The sequence below is a fragment of the Altericroceibacterium xinjiangense genome (genome assembly GCF_003958635.1).
Classification (GTDB): Bacteria; Pseudomonadota; Alphaproteobacteria; order Sphingomonadales; family Sphingomonadaceae; genus Altericroceibacterium_A; species Altericroceibacterium_A xinjiangense.
Window position 1 is genome coordinate 222,338 of record NZ_RSEK01000003.1, and the last position, 15,779, is coordinate 238,116.

18 protein-coding genes and 1 pseudogene are annotated in these 15,779 nt (G+C 64.2%); 11 read left to right on the forward strand and 8 right to left on the reverse strand.

The annotated features are described in order from the left end of the window. Nucleotides 1–17 precede the first annotated feature (17 nt). Genes rsmI through ELY13_RS05025 form a run of 4 tightly spaced genes read left to right on the forward strand, consistent with a single transcriptional unit; the run spans nt 18 to nt 2,865 of the window. Nucleotides 18–863 carry a 16S rRNA (cytidine(1402)-2'-O)-methyltransferase gene (gene rsmI, locus ELY13_RS05010; RefSeq protein ID WP_126172793.1) on the forward strand — a complete coding sequence of 282 codons (846 nt, stop codon included), beginning with the start codon at nt 18–20 and terminating at the stop codon, nt 861–863. Further along, nucleotides 860–1,210 (forward strand): YraN family protein, encoded by a 351-nt coding sequence (locus ELY13_RS05015; RefSeq protein WP_126172794.1) that lies wholly within the window; start codon nt 860–862, stop codon nt 1,208–1,210. The genes rsmI and ELY13_RS05015 overlap by 4 nt, the downstream gene beginning before the upstream one ends. Before the next feature lie 22 nt (nt 1,211–1,232). Continuing rightward, complete coding sequence (gene gshB / locus ELY13_RS05020) at nt 1,233–2,198, forward strand: glutathione synthase (RefSeq protein WP_126172795.1); 966 nt, start codon at nt 1,233–1,235, stop codon at nt 2,196–2,198. A 55-nt stretch (nt 2,199–2,253) separates the two neighbouring features. Beyond that, nucleotides 2,254–2,865, forward strand: a complete 612-nt coding sequence (locus tag ELY13_RS05025; protein ID WP_126172796.1) for a DedA family protein — start codon at nt 2,254–2,256, stop codon at nt 2,863–2,865. Nucleotides 2,866–2,868: 3 nt separating this feature from the next. Here ELY13_RS05025 and ELY13_RS05030 read toward each other — a convergent pair whose 3' ends face one another. From ELY13_RS05030 to rph, 4 genes are read right to left on the reverse strand one after another with little or no spacing between them, the layout of a single operon-like run. Next, entirely contained in the window at nt 2,869–3,765 is an 897-nt protein-coding gene (locus ELY13_RS05030) for a tyrosine recombinase XerC (RefSeq protein WP_126172797.1), read from the reverse strand. Continuing rightward, entirely contained in the window at nt 3,762–4,913 is a 1,152-nt protein-coding gene (hemW, locus tag ELY13_RS05035; RefSeq protein ID WP_126172798.1) for a radical SAM family heme chaperone HemW, read from the reverse strand. The genes ELY13_RS05030 and hemW overlap by 4 nt, the downstream gene beginning before the upstream one ends. A gap of 9 nt (nt 4,914–4,922) precedes the next feature. After that, complete coding sequence (rdgB, locus tag ELY13_RS05040) at nt 4,923–5,549, reverse strand: RdgB/HAM1 family non-canonical purine NTP pyrophosphatase (RefSeq protein WP_126172799.1); 627 nt, start codon at nt 5,547–5,549, stop codon at nt 4,923–4,925. An 11-nt stretch (nt 5,550–5,560) separates the two neighbouring features. Then, nucleotides 5,561–6,274, reverse strand: coding sequence for a ribonuclease PH (gene rph, locus ELY13_RS05045; protein ID WP_126172800.1), 714 nt, complete (start codon nt 6,272–6,274; stop codon nt 5,561–5,563). A 79-nt stretch (nt 6,275–6,353) separates the two neighbouring features. Between rph and hrcA the strand changes: the two genes are divergently transcribed. The 3 genes from hrcA to ELY13_RS05060 all read left to right on the forward strand — a co-directional run bounded on the left by hrcA (nt 6,354) and on the right by ELY13_RS05060 (nt 8,348). Beyond that, nucleotides 6,354–7,397, forward strand: coding sequence for a heat-inducible transcriptional repressor HrcA (gene hrcA / locus ELY13_RS05050; RefSeq protein ID WP_126172801.1), 1,044 nt, complete (start codon nt 6,354–6,356; stop codon nt 7,395–7,397). A gap of 10 nt (nt 7,398–7,407) precedes the next feature. Beyond that, nucleotides 7,408–7,983 carry a nucleotide exchange factor GrpE gene (locus ELY13_RS05055; protein WP_126172802.1) on the forward strand — a complete coding sequence of 192 codons (576 nt, stop codon included), beginning with the start codon at nt 7,408–7,410 and terminating at the stop codon, nt 7,981–7,983. 71 nt (nt 7,984–8,054) lie between these two features. Then, nucleotides 8,055–8,348, forward strand: coding sequence for a glycine zipper domain-containing protein (locus tag ELY13_RS05060; RefSeq protein WP_126172803.1), 294 nt, complete (start codon nt 8,055–8,057; stop codon nt 8,346–8,348). 33 nt (nt 8,349–8,381) lie between these two features. Here ELY13_RS05060 and ELY13_RS15625 read toward each other — a convergent pair whose 3' ends face one another. Both ELY13_RS15625 and ELY13_RS05070 read right to left on the reverse strand, forming a co-directional pair. Next, nucleotides 8,382–8,534 carry a hypothetical protein gene (locus ELY13_RS15625; RefSeq protein ID WP_206435981.1) on the reverse strand — a complete coding sequence of 51 codons (153 nt, stop codon included), beginning with the start codon at nt 8,532–8,534 and terminating at the stop codon, nt 8,382–8,384. Nucleotides 8,535–8,640: 106 nt separating this feature from the next. Further along, nucleotides 8,641–9,117, reverse strand: coding sequence for a vgr related protein (locus ELY13_RS05070; RefSeq protein WP_126172897.1), 477 nt, complete (start codon nt 9,115–9,117; stop codon nt 8,641–8,643). A 251-nt stretch (nt 9,118–9,368) separates the two neighbouring features. Between ELY13_RS05070 and ELY13_RS05075 the strand changes: the two genes are divergently transcribed. Then, a complete protein-coding gene (locus ELY13_RS05075; RefSeq protein WP_126172804.1) occupies nt 9,369–9,962 on the forward strand; it encodes a hypothetical protein in 594 nt (197 codons plus the stop codon). A 363-nt stretch (nt 9,963–10,325) separates the two neighbouring features. Here the strand turns inward: ELY13_RS05075 and ELY13_RS05080 are convergent. Further along, nucleotides 10,326–10,577, reverse strand: a pseudogene (locus ELY13_RS05080) (vgr related protein); the annotation flags it as partial. Beyond that, entirely contained in the window at nt 10,574–11,059 is a 486-nt protein-coding gene (locus ELY13_RS05085; RefSeq protein WP_164549699.1) for a copper chaperone PCu(A)C, read from the reverse strand. The gene ELY13_RS05085 and the pseudogene ELY13_RS05080, both read right to left, overlap by 4 nt. A gap of 177 nt (nt 11,060–11,236) precedes the next feature. On the opposite strand from ELY13_RS05085, the gene dnaK reads away from it, so the two are divergent. The 3 genes from dnaK (at nt 11,237) to radA (ending at nt 15,774) form a co-directional block, all read left to right on the forward strand. After that, nucleotides 11,237–13,177 (forward strand): molecular chaperone DnaK, encoded by a 1,941-nt coding sequence (gene dnaK, locus ELY13_RS05090; RefSeq protein WP_126172806.1) that lies wholly within the window; start codon nt 11,237–11,239, stop codon nt 13,175–13,177. A 75-nt stretch (nt 13,178–13,252) separates the two neighbouring features. Continuing rightward, complete coding sequence (dnaJ, locus tag ELY13_RS05095) at nt 13,253–14,362, forward strand: molecular chaperone DnaJ (RefSeq protein ID WP_126172807.1); 1,110 nt, start codon at nt 13,253–13,255, stop codon at nt 14,360–14,362. A 47-nt stretch (nt 14,363–14,409) separates the two neighbouring features. Continuing rightward, the gene (radA, locus tag ELY13_RS05100) at nt 14,410–15,774 is read left to right on the forward strand and encodes a DNA repair protein RadA (protein ID WP_126172808.1); all 1,365 of its coding nucleotides are present in this window, start codon (nt 14,410–14,412) and stop codon (nt 15,772–15,774) included. The last annotated feature ends 5 nt before the right edge of the window (nt 15,775–15,779 follow it).

The window sequence follows — 15,779 nt, forward strand, 5'->3', positions numbered from 1 at the left end:
GTGTCCACAACTGCCGCGTGACCGATCATGATCAAACTAACCCGTTGTCTCCGGGCCTTTATATTGTCGCGACGCCGATTGGCAATCTCGGCGATCTCACGATGCGTGCGGCCGACACGCTGCGCCGGTGCGAAACGATAGCCTGCGAGGACACGCGGGTCACCGGCAAGCTGATGCACCACCTCGGAATTTCTAAGCCGCTGTGGCGTTACGACGATCACAGCGATGAACGGGACCGGGCCCGGTTGCTTGAACGAACACGCACGGCTGCGGTCGCTCTCGTGAGCGACGCGGGGACCCCGCTGGTGTCCGACCCGGGCTACCGGCTGGTCCGGCAGGCGAGGGCCGAAGGAATCGCTGTCACCAGCCTTCCGGGACCGAGCGCGCCGGTGATGGGCCTTACGCTTTCGGGCTTGCCGAACGACCGGTTCCTGTTCGCCGGCTTCCTGCCGGTGAAGGACAAGGCCCGGCGTGAGGCGCTGGAGGAATTCGCCGACCTGCGCGCCACCCTGATCTTCTTCGAAACCGCCCCGCGCCTGCTTCGCTCACTCGAGGCGATCGGCGAAGTCCTGCCCGGGCGCGAAATCGCCGTCGCGCGCGAACTGACCAAGCTGCATGAGGAATGCCGCACCGGCACGGCGGGAGAGCTTGCCGCCCACTACGAAGGCCGCCCGCCGAAGGGCGAGATCGTGCTGCTGGTCGGCCCGCCGTCCGCGCAGCCCCTCGGCACGTTCGACGTCGACGCTCTACTGCGCGACGCCTTGCAGGACCAGAAACCCTCTCACGCGGCAGCCAGCGTCGCACGGACTACGGGGCTTGATCGCAAGACGCTTTACGCCCGGGCGATGGAATTGAAGGAGTGAACCGGAGGAAAGCGGAAAGCCGGGGCCGCAAGGCGGAACGGCTCGCCGCCTTGTGGCTGCGGTTTTTCGGCTGGCGCATCCTCGCACAGCGGGTGAAGACCCCGCGCGGGGAGATCGACCTTGTCGCAAAGCGCGGCGTGACCGTGGCGTTCGTCGAAGTGAAATGGCGCCGGAACGCGGCCGATCTCGACGGGGCGATCGATGCCTTTCGGCTGCGGCGCGTGGCCGCGGCGGCGGAATCCGTTGCCCACCGGTTCGGCGCGCCGACAGATACCGTGCGCATCGATGTGCTTCTGCTTGCGCCGTGGCGGTTGCCGCGCCACATCGTCAACGCTTGGCAGCCATAGTGCATGGCATGGGGGACAAGGCATGGGTTTGCGCGTCGCGATCCAGATGGATCCGCTGGAAGGCATCAACATCGGCGGAGATTCCAGCTTCGCGCTGATGCTGGCCGCACAGGCCCGCGATCACGCACTGTGGCATTACGACGTGAAGACCCTGGCATGGGAGGACGGGCGGATCACGGCCTGGGCCGCGCCCGTCAGCGTGCGTCCGATTGCCGGTGATCACTTCCGCTGGGAAGGCGAACGGACGAAGATCGACCTGGCGAAGGACATCGACGTCATCCTGATGCGGCAGGACCCACCGTTCGATCTCGGCTACATCACCGCGACCCTGCTGCTGGAACGGCTTGAGGGGGAAACACTGGTCGTCAACGATCCGGCGAGCGTGCGCAACGCGCCGGAGAAGATGTTCGTGCTGGATTACGCGCGCTTCATGCCCCCGACGCTGATTGCCCGGAAGATGGAGGATGTTCGCGCCTTCCAGCGGCAGCATGGCGCAGTCGTGGTCAAGCCGCTGCATGGCAACGGCGGCAAGGCAATCTTCCGGATCGAGGCCGACGGGACCAACCTTGGCGCCTTGTTCGAAGTGTTCAACCAGACCTGGCCGGAACCGCACATGGTCCAGCCGTTCCTTCCCGACGTAGCGAAGGGCGACAAGCGCATCGTGCTGGTGGACGGGGAGTTCGCCGGGGCGATCAACCGCAAACCGGGCGAGGGGGAATTCCGCTCGAACCTGGCGCAGGGCGGCTCCGCCGAAGCGTGCGGGCTCACCGAGCGGGAGGAGGAGATCTGCGCGGCCATGGGGCCCGAGCTGAAACGGCGCGGGCTGGTTTTCGTGGGTATCGACGTAATCGGCGGCCACTGGCTGACCGAGATCAACGTCACCAGCCCGACGGGGATCGTCGCAATCGACGCGTTCAACGGCACGGACACCGGGGGGAAGATCTGGGACGCGATTGAGCGGCGCTTTGCCGCCATGGTCCGGGCCTGACGCGATTTTTGCCCGCCTTCGGGATAGCCGTGCTGCCTGATCCGTTGGAGCCGGAATGAACGATTTCGTCATCCGCATGATTGAGCAAGGCGGCTACTGGGGCGTCGCGCTCTTGATGGCGCTGGAGAACATCATCCCGCCGATTCCCTCGGAAGTGATCATGGGCGTGGGGGGCGTGCTGGTCGCACGCGGATCGATGGAGTACTGGACCCTGCTGCTGGTCGGAACTGTCGGCGCGACGGCCGGAAACTACCCGTGGTACTGGATCGGCCACAAGTGGGGATACCAGCGGCTCAAACCCTTCGTTAACCGATACGGGCGCTGGCTGACCGTCGACTGGCGTGACGTAGAAAAGGCCGCGCGGTTCTTCGAACGCCACGGCCAGTGGGTCGTGTTCGTCATGCGGTTTTCCCCGTTCCTGCGCACGATCATCTCGCTTCCGGCTGGCCTCACTCACATGCCGGTGTGGCGCTTTCTGGTGTTCACCTTCGTCGGCACCGCGATCTGGAACGCGCTGCTGATCGAGGGCGGGCGAAGGCTGGCGCCGTTGATCGAGAAGTACGAGGCGTGGGTGAACGGCATCGTGCTGGTTCTGGTGGTGCTGGCGCTGGCTTCGTACGTCTACCGCCTCGTCACGTGGAAGCCCTGCGACGAGGATGGCGAGTAGCGCTCAGCCCCGCTCTCGCGGGTGGGCGTTGCGGTAGGTGTCGAGCAGCACGGCCGCATCCACTTTCGTGTAGATCTGCGTCGAGCCAAGGCTCGCGTGGCCGAGCAGTTCCTGCAAGCTGCGCAAGTCCACCCCGGCGCCGAGCAAGTGCGTCGCGAAGGAATGGCGCAGCGCGTGCGGCGTGGCGCTGTCCGGAAGCCCCAGAAGCCCGCGCACCTTGGCAACCGCCTTTTGCACCGCGCCTTGCCCCAGCGGGCCGCCCCTGGCTCCGCGGAACAAGGCACTGTCGGGGCTGAGCGGCCACGGGCACTGCCGGACATAGTCGGCCACCGCGTCGCGCACGATCGGCAGTATCGGCACCACGCGCTGCTTGCCGCCCTTGCCGGTCACGCGTAGCGTTTCGCCGAGCGCCGCGTTCTGCCCTGTCAGCGACAGTGCCTCCGCGATGCGCAGGCCCGCACCGTACATCAGCAGGATCACCGCGCGGTCTCGCGCGCCGATCCATTCGGCCGAAGCAAGCGCCGTCACTTCTTCTGCCAGATTGACCGCGTCGTCCGGAGTGACCGGCCGAGGCAGGCCCTTCTTGACGCGCGGCCCCCTGAGGCGCGGCGCAGAAGCATCGGGCTCGCCCGCCTGTTCGCGGGCAAAGGCGAGGAAGGACTTCAGCGCCGAAAGCTCCCGGGCGGCGGAAACGTTGCCGATGCCTTTCGCCCGCCGCGCCGCAAGCTGGGTTCGCAGCGATGCCGCGTCGATCCGCGCGGCCGCGCCCCAGTCCTCCGGCTCCAGAACGTCCAGCAGCCGGGCCGCGGCGGCAAGATAAGCCCGGACGGTGTGCGGAGATCGGCGGCGGGAGCCTTGCAGGTAATCGCGCCATTGCTCAAGAAAGTCGGCGCGGGTCATGCGCTGACGAGCGCTTCGGGCACCAGTTCGCCCAGCAAGGCATCGAGCAGGGGAAAGCCCTTTGGCGTGATGCCGATCCGGTCGGTATCGGACCAGGCAAGCCCAAGGCTTTGGTACAGCCCCAGCCGCCCGGCATCGATCAGGTCATCCCGCGCGAAGTCAAAGCGCCGAGACACTTCGGCCAGATCGACTCCTTCGGCCAGCCGCAAGCCCATCAGCAGCGCTTCGGACGCTTGTTCCGCCTGGCCGAGCGTGCGTTCCTCCCGAATTCCGTTCCCGCCCTGCGCGACCGCTTCCAGCCAGTTCTCCGGCTTCTTGTGCCGGACGGTCGCCGCGCCGCGCCGCCGACCGTGCGCACCGGGGCCGATCCCGCAATAATCGCGGTATCGCCAATAGGTAAGATTGTGGCGGCTCTCTTGCCCCGGCCGGGCATGGTTGCTGATCTCGTAGGCGGAGATTCCGGCGGCCCGGGTAAGCTCCTGCGTCAGCTCGTACATTTCGCCTGCCGGATCATCCTCCAGCGGAATGAACTTCGCCTGCCGCACATCGGTGGCGAACCGCGTGCCGGGTTCGATCGTCAGCTGGTACAGCGAAAGGTGCCCCGTCCCGAACGCCAGCGCCCGTTCCAGCTCGGCTTGCCATTCTGCGGCGGTCTGTCCCGGGCGGGCATAGATCAGGTCGAAGCTGACCCGGTCGAAGGCCCGCTGCGCAATGTCGAGCGCCGTCAGTCCTTCGGCCAGCGAATGCGCCCGGCCGAGAAACCGGAGCGCCTCGTCATCAAGGGCCTGTATGCCAAGCGAGAGCCGGTTAACTCCCGTCTTCGCCAGCGCATCGAACCGCGCCGCTTCTACGGAATTGGGATTCGCTTCCAGCGTGATCTCGATGTCCGGGGCGAAGCCCCACAGCCGCTGGGCTTCGGCCAGCAGCGCCTCGACCAGATCGGGCGGCATCAGCGAAGGCGTGCCGCCGCCGAAGAAGATCGATTCCAGCGGTTCGCCCCCGGCCAGATCCGCTTCGTGGCGCATGTCGGCCAGCAAGGCTTCCCGCCAGCGGCCGAAGTCGACTTGCTCCCGCACGTGCGAATTGAAATCGCAGTACGGGCACTTGGCGACGCAGAACGGCCAGTGGATGTAGAGAGCGCGGGCCACGGGCGCAGTCTAGCTTTCGAACTGGTCGGCCACCAGCTTCGCAAAGGCATCGGCGCGGTGGCTGATGCGGTGCTTCTCCGCCGGATCGATTTCGGCGAACGTCCGGTCATGGCCCACGGGCACGAAAACCGGATCGTACCCGAACCCGACACTCCCGCGCGGCGGCCAGGTCAGGGTGCCGTCCACCCGGCCTTCATAGACGGCGTGTTCCCCGTCTGGCCAGGCGAGGGCGAGCACGCAGGAGAACCACGCCTCGCGCGATGCGTCCGCCCCTTTGGCCTGGAGCATTCCTTCGACTTTGCCCACCGCCATGAACCAGTCCCGCCCCGGTTCGCCTTCGAACCATTGCCGCTCCGCCCAGTCGGCGGTGTAGACGCCCGGACGGCCATCGAGCGCGGCAACCGACAAGCCGCTGTCGTCCGCCAGCGCGGGAAGGCCGGACGCTTCGGCGGCGGCCCGCGCCTTGATCAGTGCATTCGCCACGAAGGTCTGCCCCGTTTCCGCCGGTTCGGGCAGCCCAAGCGAGCCAGCGGAGAGGCACTCCACGCCATAAGGCGCGAGCAAGGCTGAAATCTCCTTCAGCTTGCCCGCGTTATGGGTGGCGATGACGATCTTGGTGGAGCCGATCTTGCGCATGGCCTTCCTCGTTACCGAACCGCTGCGTCCTGTGCGGCGAAGATCCGCTCACACCCGATGCGAGCGAGGCGCAGCAGGCGCAGCAGGCCTTCTTCGTCATAGCACGCGCCCTCGGCGGTGGCTTGCGCCTCGGCGATCTTGCCGCCTTCCAGCAGCACGAAGTTGGCGTCCGCGTCGGCGCTGCTGTCTTCGATGTAGTCGAGATCGAGCACTGGGGTGCCCTGATAGATCCCGCAGGACACCGCCGCGACCTTCGATTCAAGCGGATCTTCCTTGATCGCGCCATCGGCCATCAGCTTATTGACCGCCAGCCGCAGGGCGACCCACGCACCGGAAATCGCCGCCGTGCGCGTGCCGCCATCGGCCTGGATCACGTCGCAATCGAGCACGATCTGCCGTTCGCCCAGCTTCTGCATGTTGGTGACGGAGCGCAGCGAACGGCCGATCAGCCGCTGGATTTCCTGCGTCCGGCCCGATTGCTTGCCCTTGGCTGCTTCCCGGCTTCCTCGGGTGTGGGTGGCGCGGGGCAGCATGGAGTATTCCGCGGTAACCCAGCCTTGGCCCTTGCCGCGCAGGAACGGCGGGACCTTTTCCTCGACGCTCGCGGTCACGAGCACGCGGGTGTCTCCGAACGAGATCAGGCAGGACCCTTCCGCGTGCCTGGTAAAGCCGGTCTGAATGTCGATGGCGCGCATTTCGTCGGGCGCCCTGCCGGATGGTCTCATGAAAAGCTCCTGTTCAATCGGGAACTGCCCTAGGCGCTATGAGCTTGAGCGGGCAAGGGCAGGCGTTAGATAGATAGCGATGGTTACCACACCCATCTCCGAACTGAACGATCGCGCACGGGAGATCTTCCGCCTCGTGGTGGAAGGCTATCTCGCGACCGGCAGCCCTGTCGGATCGAAGGCGCTGGCCGGCGAAGCGCGGGTAAACCTTTCGCCGGCTTCGGTTCGCTCGGTGCTGGCCGATCTCGAATCGCTTGGCCTGCTCGCTGCGCCCCACACCAGCGCCGGGCGGATGCCGACGGAAACGGGCCTGCGGCTGTTCGTGGACGGGATGATGCAGGTGGCCGAACCCACCGCGCAGGAACGCGCCGCGATCGAACAGCGCTTGTCTCGCCCCGGCCCGATCGAGCAGGCGCTCGAATCCACCAGCGCGCTTCTGTCCGATCTGTCCGCCGCCGCGGGCGTGGTTATGGTTCCCCGCCGGGAACCAAGCCTGTCGCAAATGAACCTGATCCAGCTCGATTCGGCCCGCGCGCTGGCCGTGCTGGTCGGGGAAGATGGAAGCGTGGAGAACCGGTTGGTCGAGATCCCGGCGGGCGCATCTGCCTCCGCGTTGCAGGCTGCCACCAATTACATCACCGCGCGGCTCGCCGGGCGAACCCTTGCGGAAGCGGCAAAGGCGATGCGGCAGGAAATCGTCTCCGGCCGGTCTGAGCTCGACGCAGCCAGCAGCGATCTGGTTGAGCGCGGCCTTGCCGTCTGGAGCGAGGACGCGGCCCGCCGTCCGGTGCTGATCGTGCGCGGGCAGTCCAAGCTGCTGGACGAAGATGCGCTGGGGGACCTTGAGCGGATTCGCTCCCTGATCGACGATCTTGAGAACAAGCAATCGGTCGCCGACTTGCTGGACCGGGCCCGGGACGCGCAGGCGACTCGCATTTTCATCGGATCGGAGAACCGGCTTTTCGCGCTGTCCGGCTCCTCCGTGATCGCGTCCCCCTATCGGGATCGCGAAGGACGAGTGGTCGGCGTGGTGGGGGTAATCGGCCCGACGCGGTTGAATTACGCGCGAGTCGTTCCCATGGTGGATTTCACTGCCCGCAGCCTGGGCAAGCTAATCGGATGAACGGGAGACCATGGTCGAAAACGGCAATACCCGCGATGAAGCGGCCGAGAAGGAATTGAACGGTGTCCCCGAGGACATGATCGACGGCGACGAGGCCGAAGATCAGGAAAACCCGGGCGAGGAGTTGGCTCGCCTGCGCGACCAGCTCGAAGCCGCAAAGCAGGAAGTGCTCTACGCCAAAGCGGAAGCGCAGAACGTGCGCCGCCGGGCGGAAAAGGACGTGGCCGATGCCCGCGCCTACGCGACCACCGGCTTTGCCCGCGATATCCTGTCGGTGTCGGACAACCTTGCCCGCGCGATCGACGCCATCCCTGAGGACCTGCGCAGTAATGACAAGCTGAAAGGCCTGGTTACCGGGATCGAGGCGACGCGCCGGGAACTGGAGAAGGTCTACGGCCAGCAGGGGATCACCCGCATCGAAGCGGTTGGCCTGCCGCTCGACCCGAACCGCCACCAGGCGATGATCGAGATCCCGACCGCGGATGCGGAGCCGGGCACGATCGTGCAGGAAATGCAGGCCGGCTACATGATCCGCGACCGCTTGCTGCGTCCCGCGATGGTCGGAGTTGCGCGGAAGCCGGATTGATACGCAGGGGAGGAACTCATGGTGCGGTTGCCCGTAGGTGCCTGAACAGGGAATCTAGGGAGTAGTCCGACATGAATACCAAGTTCCTCCTCGCGCCGGCCGCTTTGGTCTCAGCGCTTTCGCTTGGCGCTTGCGCTGAAAACTATGCCGCCGAAGGTGGTCTGGCCGGCGCCGCGCTTGGTGCGGGCGTCAGCGCCGTGACCGGAACTGACCTTGTCACGTCTGCCGCTGCCGGTGCGGCCGCTGGTGCTGCCGCCGGGTACTTTCTCGACAAGAACGACCAGTGCGACGGGTACGACCGGAACGGGCGTCTCGATGACGATTGCTACGGAACACGGGGCTATCCGGTAAACCGCCCGTACTGATCGGCTGGATCAGGCAAGTCTGACTTAGATGGATCAGGCCGCGCCGGGGAAATCGACCAGCTGCCGATAGGCGGCAGGGTCGGTCACCCCGCGCGGCCTGATCCCGTTTTTGAGCAGGAAGGCATGGCGGACGATTTCCGCCTGCTGCTCGATCCCATAGTCGGTCAGGGACCAGCCCGGCTTCAACGCATAGCCGTACCGGCACCCGGGATGGCGGCGGGTGACCAGATACCATTCGCCGCGAGCCTGAGTCTGCCAGACATGGGTAAACTCTTGTGCGGTTACAAAAGCGCTACGCCTTTGAGATCTCTGGAGTTTTGAAATCCACAACGGCGTCTAGTTCGGCCAAACTTGGAGCCTTGTCCAAGGGATAGCCGTTGCGCCGCAGGAATGCGTGACGCACCAGTTCGGCCTGCTGCTCTATTCCATAACGCTCCAACGGCCACCCTGGCTGATACTCGTAACCGTATCGGCAGAAGGGATGCCGCATCAGGATAAGATACCAGCGGCCTTTGCGCTGGACTTGTAGAACGTGGGTCAGCTCATGGATCAGCAAGCCCTGTAGGGCCAGCGGCTCCTTGCTGTAGTCCTCGCTCCACCTCTTGCTCTTTGGGTGGACCCATATGTGGCCGTTCGGGGCCATCACCACATTGCTGGGTTGGAAGGGAAACCACTTCTTCCGGTTGATCGTGACGCCATCTAGCTTGAGAGCATCCCCGAAAACAGAGTGGGCGAGTTCGCGTTCGCCAGGAGTAAGAATCCGCCTCATCACCGCATGATGTGACCCGTTGCCCGAGAGTTCAACGGGGATGCCCTTCGGCTGGTTCAAATGTCCGCGATTGGGTGGAAAGCGAATTAGCGAGTTGCCCGAGTTGCAGGCGTCGAGATCACGATAGCAGTCGTTTGCGGAGGCATCGTGTATCGGCCGATCACGATGCCATTGCCGACCTTTGTAAGCGACTTATAAACTAGCTCGAGCGGCGGGCTTTAGTCCTCTGTATGTTGTACCGGGAGAACAGAGTGGCCAGCAGACTTATCGTTACGTTGATTGGGCTAGTCTCACTCTGCTCGGCCAGTGTTTTGGTGGCGGGTTCGGACCTCACGTCTGAAACAGTGGGACCGTTTGTCGTCGAAAGCGAGCATTGGACTCGGGATGGTCCCCCTGACCCGCATTTTCCAAGCCAATCAAAGCACGTCCGACTGATCTGGAAATCAAATGACGGCAAAGTTGAAGCGTTGCTTGAGGGCAATGGAAATATCATTAAATATGAATATACTATGCGCCCGAGCGAAAAAATGACCTGTTTCGTCAATCTAGGTCTTCTTCCAATGGATGCAGTGCCGTCTGATGGAGAATTCTGGGACGTTCAGTCGGCCAGATTTGACGAGGTTAGTGCTGAGGGATGTGACGAATTGGCTGATGCTGAGGTTACTAAATACCAGGCTGAGATGCGCGCGGCGCTTCCATCCGCACCTGCGGCTTTCGATTTGTGGAGGATGCACTCGGCCAACTTCTTTGCTTCAGAGCGCCGCTGTCTTGAATTGGAACGTCTCAATCCACCTCACTTCCAATTTCATCGATCTTGCAAAACCTATTCCGATCAGCCTCACTAGAAAGATCCCAAAGCAGTTGGAATCGCCTGCTGACTTGAATCGCTGTAAACCAATGCGCTATAGCGCCCGATTAGATGCAGTCAGATCGAGACCGCTGTAAGCTGCAGTTGGACGGCGTAGCGCCTAGTCTTTAGCCATTGCACTGATGATCGCTTCTGCTACTGCCGGTCCTTCGTGAGATCTCCATCTAATCGATTGGGCGCTTCCGGGCCTTTACCTGAATGTCGCGAAATGGGTGGAAAGCGGAAGCCCCCGAATATCGGTGCGCGGGGATAGCTGTCGGTCGAGCGCATCCTTGGCCGTGTCAGTTTCCGAAACTGAGTTCACGCCCAAGTTGGAGCCAAGCTGCACGATCTTTGAAGTTGTCATCTCGTGAATGAACAAGCCCTGCCGCAGCAGCGGCTCGGCGGCGAAGTCATCCGAATAGGCTTCTCCTCCGGGATGGAAGTGGATGTGCCCGCGCGGGGCCATCGTGATCTTGCGCGGCTGGAAGGGAAACCACTTACGGCGGCGGATCCGGACCTTCGAATAGTCGATCGCGCTCCCGAACACTGTCCGGGCAAGCGCCACTTCGCCCACTGTCAGGCACCGCTCCCCGCCGGGCGGGCAGCTCAGCGTTCGTCACCCGCTGCGCGCACTTGGGCCGGAAAGCTCACCTTGTCCCCTCCGACGAACGTCAGTGTCACTTCCGCCGTGCTGCCGGGCGCGAGCGCGGGATCGAGGTTCATCGCCATCACATGCAGACCGCCGGGTTCGAAACGCACCGTGGAGTTCGGTCTGACCGCCACTTCCGAGACTGCGCCCATGCCGCTGTCGCTCATGGTGTGAACCATTGCGCTCTCGGCGCCGGTCACGAATGCGGCTTCGATTGCCTTGTCCGCGGCCCCGGTGTTCGCAATGTCGAAATAGACCGCCGCCGGGTTGCCGGGGACGGCGGGCAGCATGATCCGGCCGTTGCTGACCGCGATGCCGTCCGGCGCATCGGGCGCGGTGTCCTGCACCGAAGTTTCGGCCACGGGTTCCTCGCCGCGGTCGCACGCAGCAAGGCCAAGCACGGCAATCCCGAGCGTCAGCCCGGCAAGAATGGCGGATTTCATGGACTTCCCTCCGGTGTTTCGCGGCCGATTTCTAGCCGGAGCCATCCCTTGTGCCAAGGGAAACCACTCCTATATCGCGCACCGGATTGAGTTACGAAATGAGCCGCCGACCGGTTCCGCCTTGGACGGGGAACCGCCCGCGCGGTGTCCAATGTTACGAACAGGAATGGGGAAACCATGGCTAAAGTAATCGGTATCGATCTTGGCACGACCAACAGCTGCGTTGCGGTGATGGACGGGGGCAAGCCAAAGGTCGTCGAAAATTCCGAAGGCGCGCGCACCACGCCTTCCATCGTCGCCTTCACCAAGGACGCGGAGCGCCTGATCGGCCAGCCCGCGAAGCGGCAGGCGGTGACCAACCCCGACAACACGGTTTTCGCGGTCAAGCGCCTGATCGGCCGCCGTTTCGACGATCCACTGACCAAGAAGGACATGGAGCTCGTCCCCTATGACATCGTCAAGGGCGCGAACGGCGATGCCTGGGTCGAAGCGGGCGGCAAGGACTACAGCCCCTCCCAGATTTCTGCCTTCATCCTGCAGAAGATGAAGGAAACCGCCGAAAGCTACCTGGGTGAAAACGTCACCCAGGCGGTGATCACGGTTCCCGCGTACTTCAACGATGCCCAGCGCCAGGCAACCAAGGATGCCGGCCAGATCGCTGGCCTTGAAGTGCTGCGCATCATCAACGAGCCGACCGCGGCCGCGCTCGCCTATGGCCTCGACAAGGAAGAAGGCAAGACCATCGCCGTCTATGACCTTGGCGGCGGCACGTTCGACATCTCGATCCTCGAGATCGGCGACGGCGTGTTCGAGGTGAAGTCGACGAACGGCGACACCTTCCTGGGCGGTGAGGATTTCGACAGCACGATCGTCGAGTATCTGGCCGAGCAGTTCCAGAAGAAGGAAAACATGGACCTGCGCAAGGACAAGCTTGCGCTCCAGCGGCTGAAGGAAGCGGCGGAAAAGGCCAAGATCGAGCTGTCGAGCACGCAGCAGACCGAAATCAACCTGCCCTTCATCACCGCTCGCATGGAAGGCGGCAGCACCACTCCGCTGCATCTTGTGGAGACCCTGTCCCGCTCGCAGCTGGAAAAGCTGGTCGACGGATTGATCCAGCGCACGCTCGAACCTTGCAAGAAGGCGCTGGCCGATGCCGGCATCGACAAGGGCAGCGTGGACGAAGTTGTGCTAGTCGGCGGCATGACCCGCATGCCCAAGGTTCGTGAAGTGGTGGAAAGCTTCTTCGGCAAGAAGCCGCACACCGGCGTCAACCCGGATGAAGTCGTGGCGATGGGCGCGGCGATCCAGGCCGGCGTGCTGCAGGGCGACGTCAAGGACGTCCTGCTGCTCGACGTGACTCCGCTGTCGCTGGGCATCGAGACCCTGGGCGGCGTGTTCACCCGGATGATCGATCGCAACACCACGATCCCGACCAAGAAGGCGCAGGTCTACTCGACCGCCGATGACAACCAGCAGGCCGTGACGATTCGCGTGTTCCAGGGCGAACGCGAAATGGCGGCGGACAACAAGATGCTCGGCCAGTTCGACCTGGTCGGAATCCCGCCCGCACCGCGCGGCGTGCCGCAGATCGAAGTGACCTTCGACATCGATGCTAACGGCATCGTCAACGTGTCGGCCAAGGACAAGGGCACCGGCAAGGAGCAGCAGATCCGCATCCAGGCGTCGGGCGGCTTGTCCGACAACGACATCGAGCAGATGGTCCAGGACGCGGAAAAGTTCGCAGCCGAAGATAAGCAGCGGCGCGAAGTGGCCGAAGCCCGCAACAATGCCGACAGCCTTGTCCACGCGACCGAAAAGCAGCTTCAGGAACACGGCGACAAGATCGACGCGTCCCTGAAGAGCGAGATCGAAAGCGCCGTGGCCGACACCAAGACGGCGCTGGAAGGCGACGATGCCGAGACGATCAAGTCCAAGGCCCAGTCGCTGAGCGAAGTCGCGATGAAGCTGGGCCAGGCGCTTTACCAGACGGAGCAGGCCCAGACCGAAGCCGCTGCGGGCCCGGGCGCCGGCACTTCCGGCCCGGGCACGTCCGCTCCGGAAGGCGATGACGTGGTCGACGCCGAGTTCTCCGAAGTGGACGACGAGAACAAGGGCTGATTGTCCTGATGAAAGACCCGGCCGCCACCGGTGCCTCGTGCGCCGGTGGCGGATCGGTTTAGGGGCGGGGACATCATGGCTGCGACTGAAATCGACTATTACGAACTGCTTGGCGTCGAACGGGGTGCCGATGGCGCGACGATCAAGTCCGCTTATCGCAAGTTGGCGATGCAGTATCATCCCGATCGCAATCCCGGGGACAAGGAGAGCGAGGCGCGCTTCAAATCGATCAGCGCGGCTTACGACTGTCTCAAGGACCCGCAAAAACGCGCTGCTTATGACCGGTACGGCCACGCGGCCTTCCAGCAGGGCGGTGGCCCGGCCGATTTCGGCGACATCGGCGATATCTTTGAAACAATCTTCGGCAATGCCTTCACGGGCGGGCGGACGAACGCCCGGCGCGGCGCCGATCTGCGGTATGACCTTGAGATCAGCCTAGAAGATGCGTTCCATGGCAAGAAGACCGAAATAGAAGTCGAAGTGTCCGCCTCTTGCGAACCGTGCGGCGGTTCGGGCGCGGAGCCGGGCACCTCCCGGCGCACCTGCAACTTGTGCCGCGGCCACGGCAAGGTCCGCGCGCAGCAAGGCTTCTTCGTGATCGAGAAGGCGTGTCCCAACTGCCACGGGCGCGGCGAAGTGCTGGAAAAACCCTGCGGCGGCTGCCGCGGGGAAGGACGGGTCGACAAGCCCCAGCAGCTGGAGATCGACATCCCGCCTGGCGTCGACAACGGCACCCGCATCCGGCTGGCCGGAAAGGGCGAGGCCGGGCCGTTCGGTGCACCTCCGGGCGATCTCTACATCTTCCTGCACGTTGCTCCGCACCGCTTGTTCCAGCGGGAAGGGACGACGCTGGTCACCCGCTGCCCGATCAGCTTCACCACTGCCGCGCTTGGCGGGGCGATGGAGATTCCGGGTGTCGACAGCGAACGGATCACCATCGACATTCCTTCGGGTATCCAGTCGGGTAAGCAGCTGCGCCGTCGCGGCGCGGGCATGCCGGTACTGCAGGGCCGGGGACGCGGGGACATGGTGGTGGAGATTCACGTCGAAACCCCCACCAAGCTCAGCGGCCGCCAGAAGGAATTGCTGCGCGAATTCCAGGAAACGGAAACCGGGGAAGAATGTCCGGAAAGCGCCGGGTTTTTCGCCAAGCTCAAGGGCTTCTGGCACGATCTGAAAGATTGATCGGCAGGGGTGCTTGCGTTCCCCTTCCGTTCTGATAATCGGTCGGTATGGTCAAGACAAAGCGCCGTTATGTCTGCCAGTCGTGCGGCAGCGTCTCCCACCGCTGGCAGGGCCAGTGCGGCGATTGTTCGGAATGGAACACGCTGACGGAAGACGCGCCGGCGACGGTGTTTTCGCAGAAGCATGATCTGTCCAGCGGCGGGCGCGCGGTCCAGTTCGTGGCGCTGGACGTTCCGGGGGAACGGCTGGAACGACGCAGCACCGGTCTTGCGGAATTCGACCGCGCGCTCGGCGGCGGCCTCGTTCCCGGCTCCGCGATCCTGATGGGGGGCGATCCGGGGATCGGCAAGTCCACCCTGCTGCTGCAGACCGCCGCGCGAGTCGCGGAAAAAGGGCAGGACGTCGTCTACATCAGCGGGGAAGAAGCCGCGGGGCAGGTGCGGATGCGCGCGGCCCGCCTGGGCTATGCCAACGCCCCGATCCGCCTCGCCTCGGCCACATCCGTGCGCGATATCCTCACCACCCTGGGCGGGATGGACCCGCCTTCGCTGCTGGTGATCGATTCGATCCAGACGATGCATTCCGACACGATCGAAGGCGCGCCGGGCACCGTAAGCCAGGTGCGCGGCTGCGCGTTCGAACTGATCCGCTATGCCAAGGAAAACGGCGTTGCGCTCGTGCTGGTGGGGCACGTGACCAAGGATGGCACCATCGCCGGTCCGCGCGTGTTGGAACACATGGTCGACGTGGTGATGAGCTTCGAAGGGGAGCGCAGCCATCAGTACCGCATCCTCCGCGCGCTGAAGAACCGCTTTGGCGCGGTGGACGAAATCGGCGTGTTCGCGATGGTCGAACAAGGGCTGGAGGAAGTGTCCAACCCCTCGATGCTGTTCCTGTCCGGCCGTGATGAGCCGATTGCCGGCAGCGCGGTGTTCCCCGCGCTGGAAGGCACGCGCCCTGTGCTGATCGAGATCCAGGCGCTGATCGTCCGCTTGCAAAGCGGGGCCACCCCGCGCCGGGCGGTGGTCGGCTGGGATAACGGGCGGCTGGCGATGCTGCTCGCGGTGCTGGAAGCGCGCTGCGGCCTCAACTTCTCCGCGGCGGAAGTCTATCTCAACGTCGCCGGCGGCTACCGCTTGTCGGACCCGGCCGCCGATCTGGCGGTGGCCGCCGCGCTGGTTTCCGCGCTGGCGGACAAGCCGCTGGCGTCCCGGTCCGCATGGTTCGGGGAGATATCGCTCGCCGGGGAAGTGCGCCCGGTTGCCCACGGCGGCTTGCGCCTGCGCGAAGCGGCAAAGCTGGGCTTCGAGCTGGGATTTGGTCCGGCCGAAGTCAGTGCGCCGTCCGGTATCCGCTACAATTCACTGTCGCGGCTGCCGAAGCTCGTTGACCATATCATGGCATCGGCATAGCCCTG

Excerpts from the sequence above, each read along its gene's own strand:
- ELY13_RS05085 (WP_164549699.1), bottom strand. The coding sequence starts at position 11,059 with ATGAAATCCGCCATTCTTGCCGGGCTGACGCTCGGGATTGCCGTGCTT.
- dnaK (WP_126172806.1), top strand. The coding sequence starts at position 11,237 with ATGGCTAAAGTAATCGGTATCGATCTTGGCACGACCAACAGCTGCGTT.
- ELY13_RS05030 (WP_126172797.1), bottom strand. The coding sequence starts at position 3,765 with ATGACCCGCGCCGACTTTCTTGAGCAATGGCGCGATTACCTGCAAGGC.
- radA (WP_126172808.1), top strand. The coding sequence starts at position 14,410 with ATGGTCAAGACAAAGCGCCGTTATGTCTGCCAGTCGTGCGGCAGCGTC.
- rdgB (WP_126172799.1), bottom strand. The coding sequence starts at position 5,549 with ATGCGCAAGATCGGCTCCACCAAGATCGTCATCGCCACCCATAACGCG.
- hrcA (WP_126172801.1), top strand. The coding sequence starts at position 6,354 with ATGGTTACCACACCCATCTCCGAACTGAACGATCGCGCACGGGAGATC.
- ELY13_RS05055 (WP_126172802.1), top strand. The coding sequence starts at position 7,408 with ATGGTCGAAAACGGCAATACCCGCGATGAAGCGGCCGAGAAGGAATTG.
- dnaJ (WP_126172807.1), top strand. The coding sequence starts at position 13,253 with ATGGCTGCGACTGAAATCGACTATTACGAACTGCTTGGCGTCGAACGG.
- ELY13_RS05025 (WP_126172796.1), top strand. The coding sequence starts at position 2,254 with ATGAACGATTTCGTCATCCGCATGATTGAGCAAGGCGGCTACTGGGGC.
- ELY13_RS05060 (WP_126172803.1), top strand. The coding sequence starts at position 8,055 with ATGAATACCAAGTTCCTCCTCGCGCCGGCCGCTTTGGTCTCAGCGCTT.
- gshB (WP_126172795.1), top strand. The coding sequence starts at position 1,233 with ATGGGTTTGCGCGTCGCGATCCAGATGGATCCGCTGGAAGGCATCAAC.
- ELY13_RS05070 (WP_126172897.1), bottom strand. The coding sequence starts at position 9,117 with ATGAGGCGGATTCTTACTCCTGGCGAACGCGAACTCGCCCACTCTGTT.
- rph (WP_126172800.1), bottom strand. The coding sequence starts at position 6,274 with ATGAGACCATCCGGCAGGGCGCCCGACGAAATGCGCGCCATCGACATT.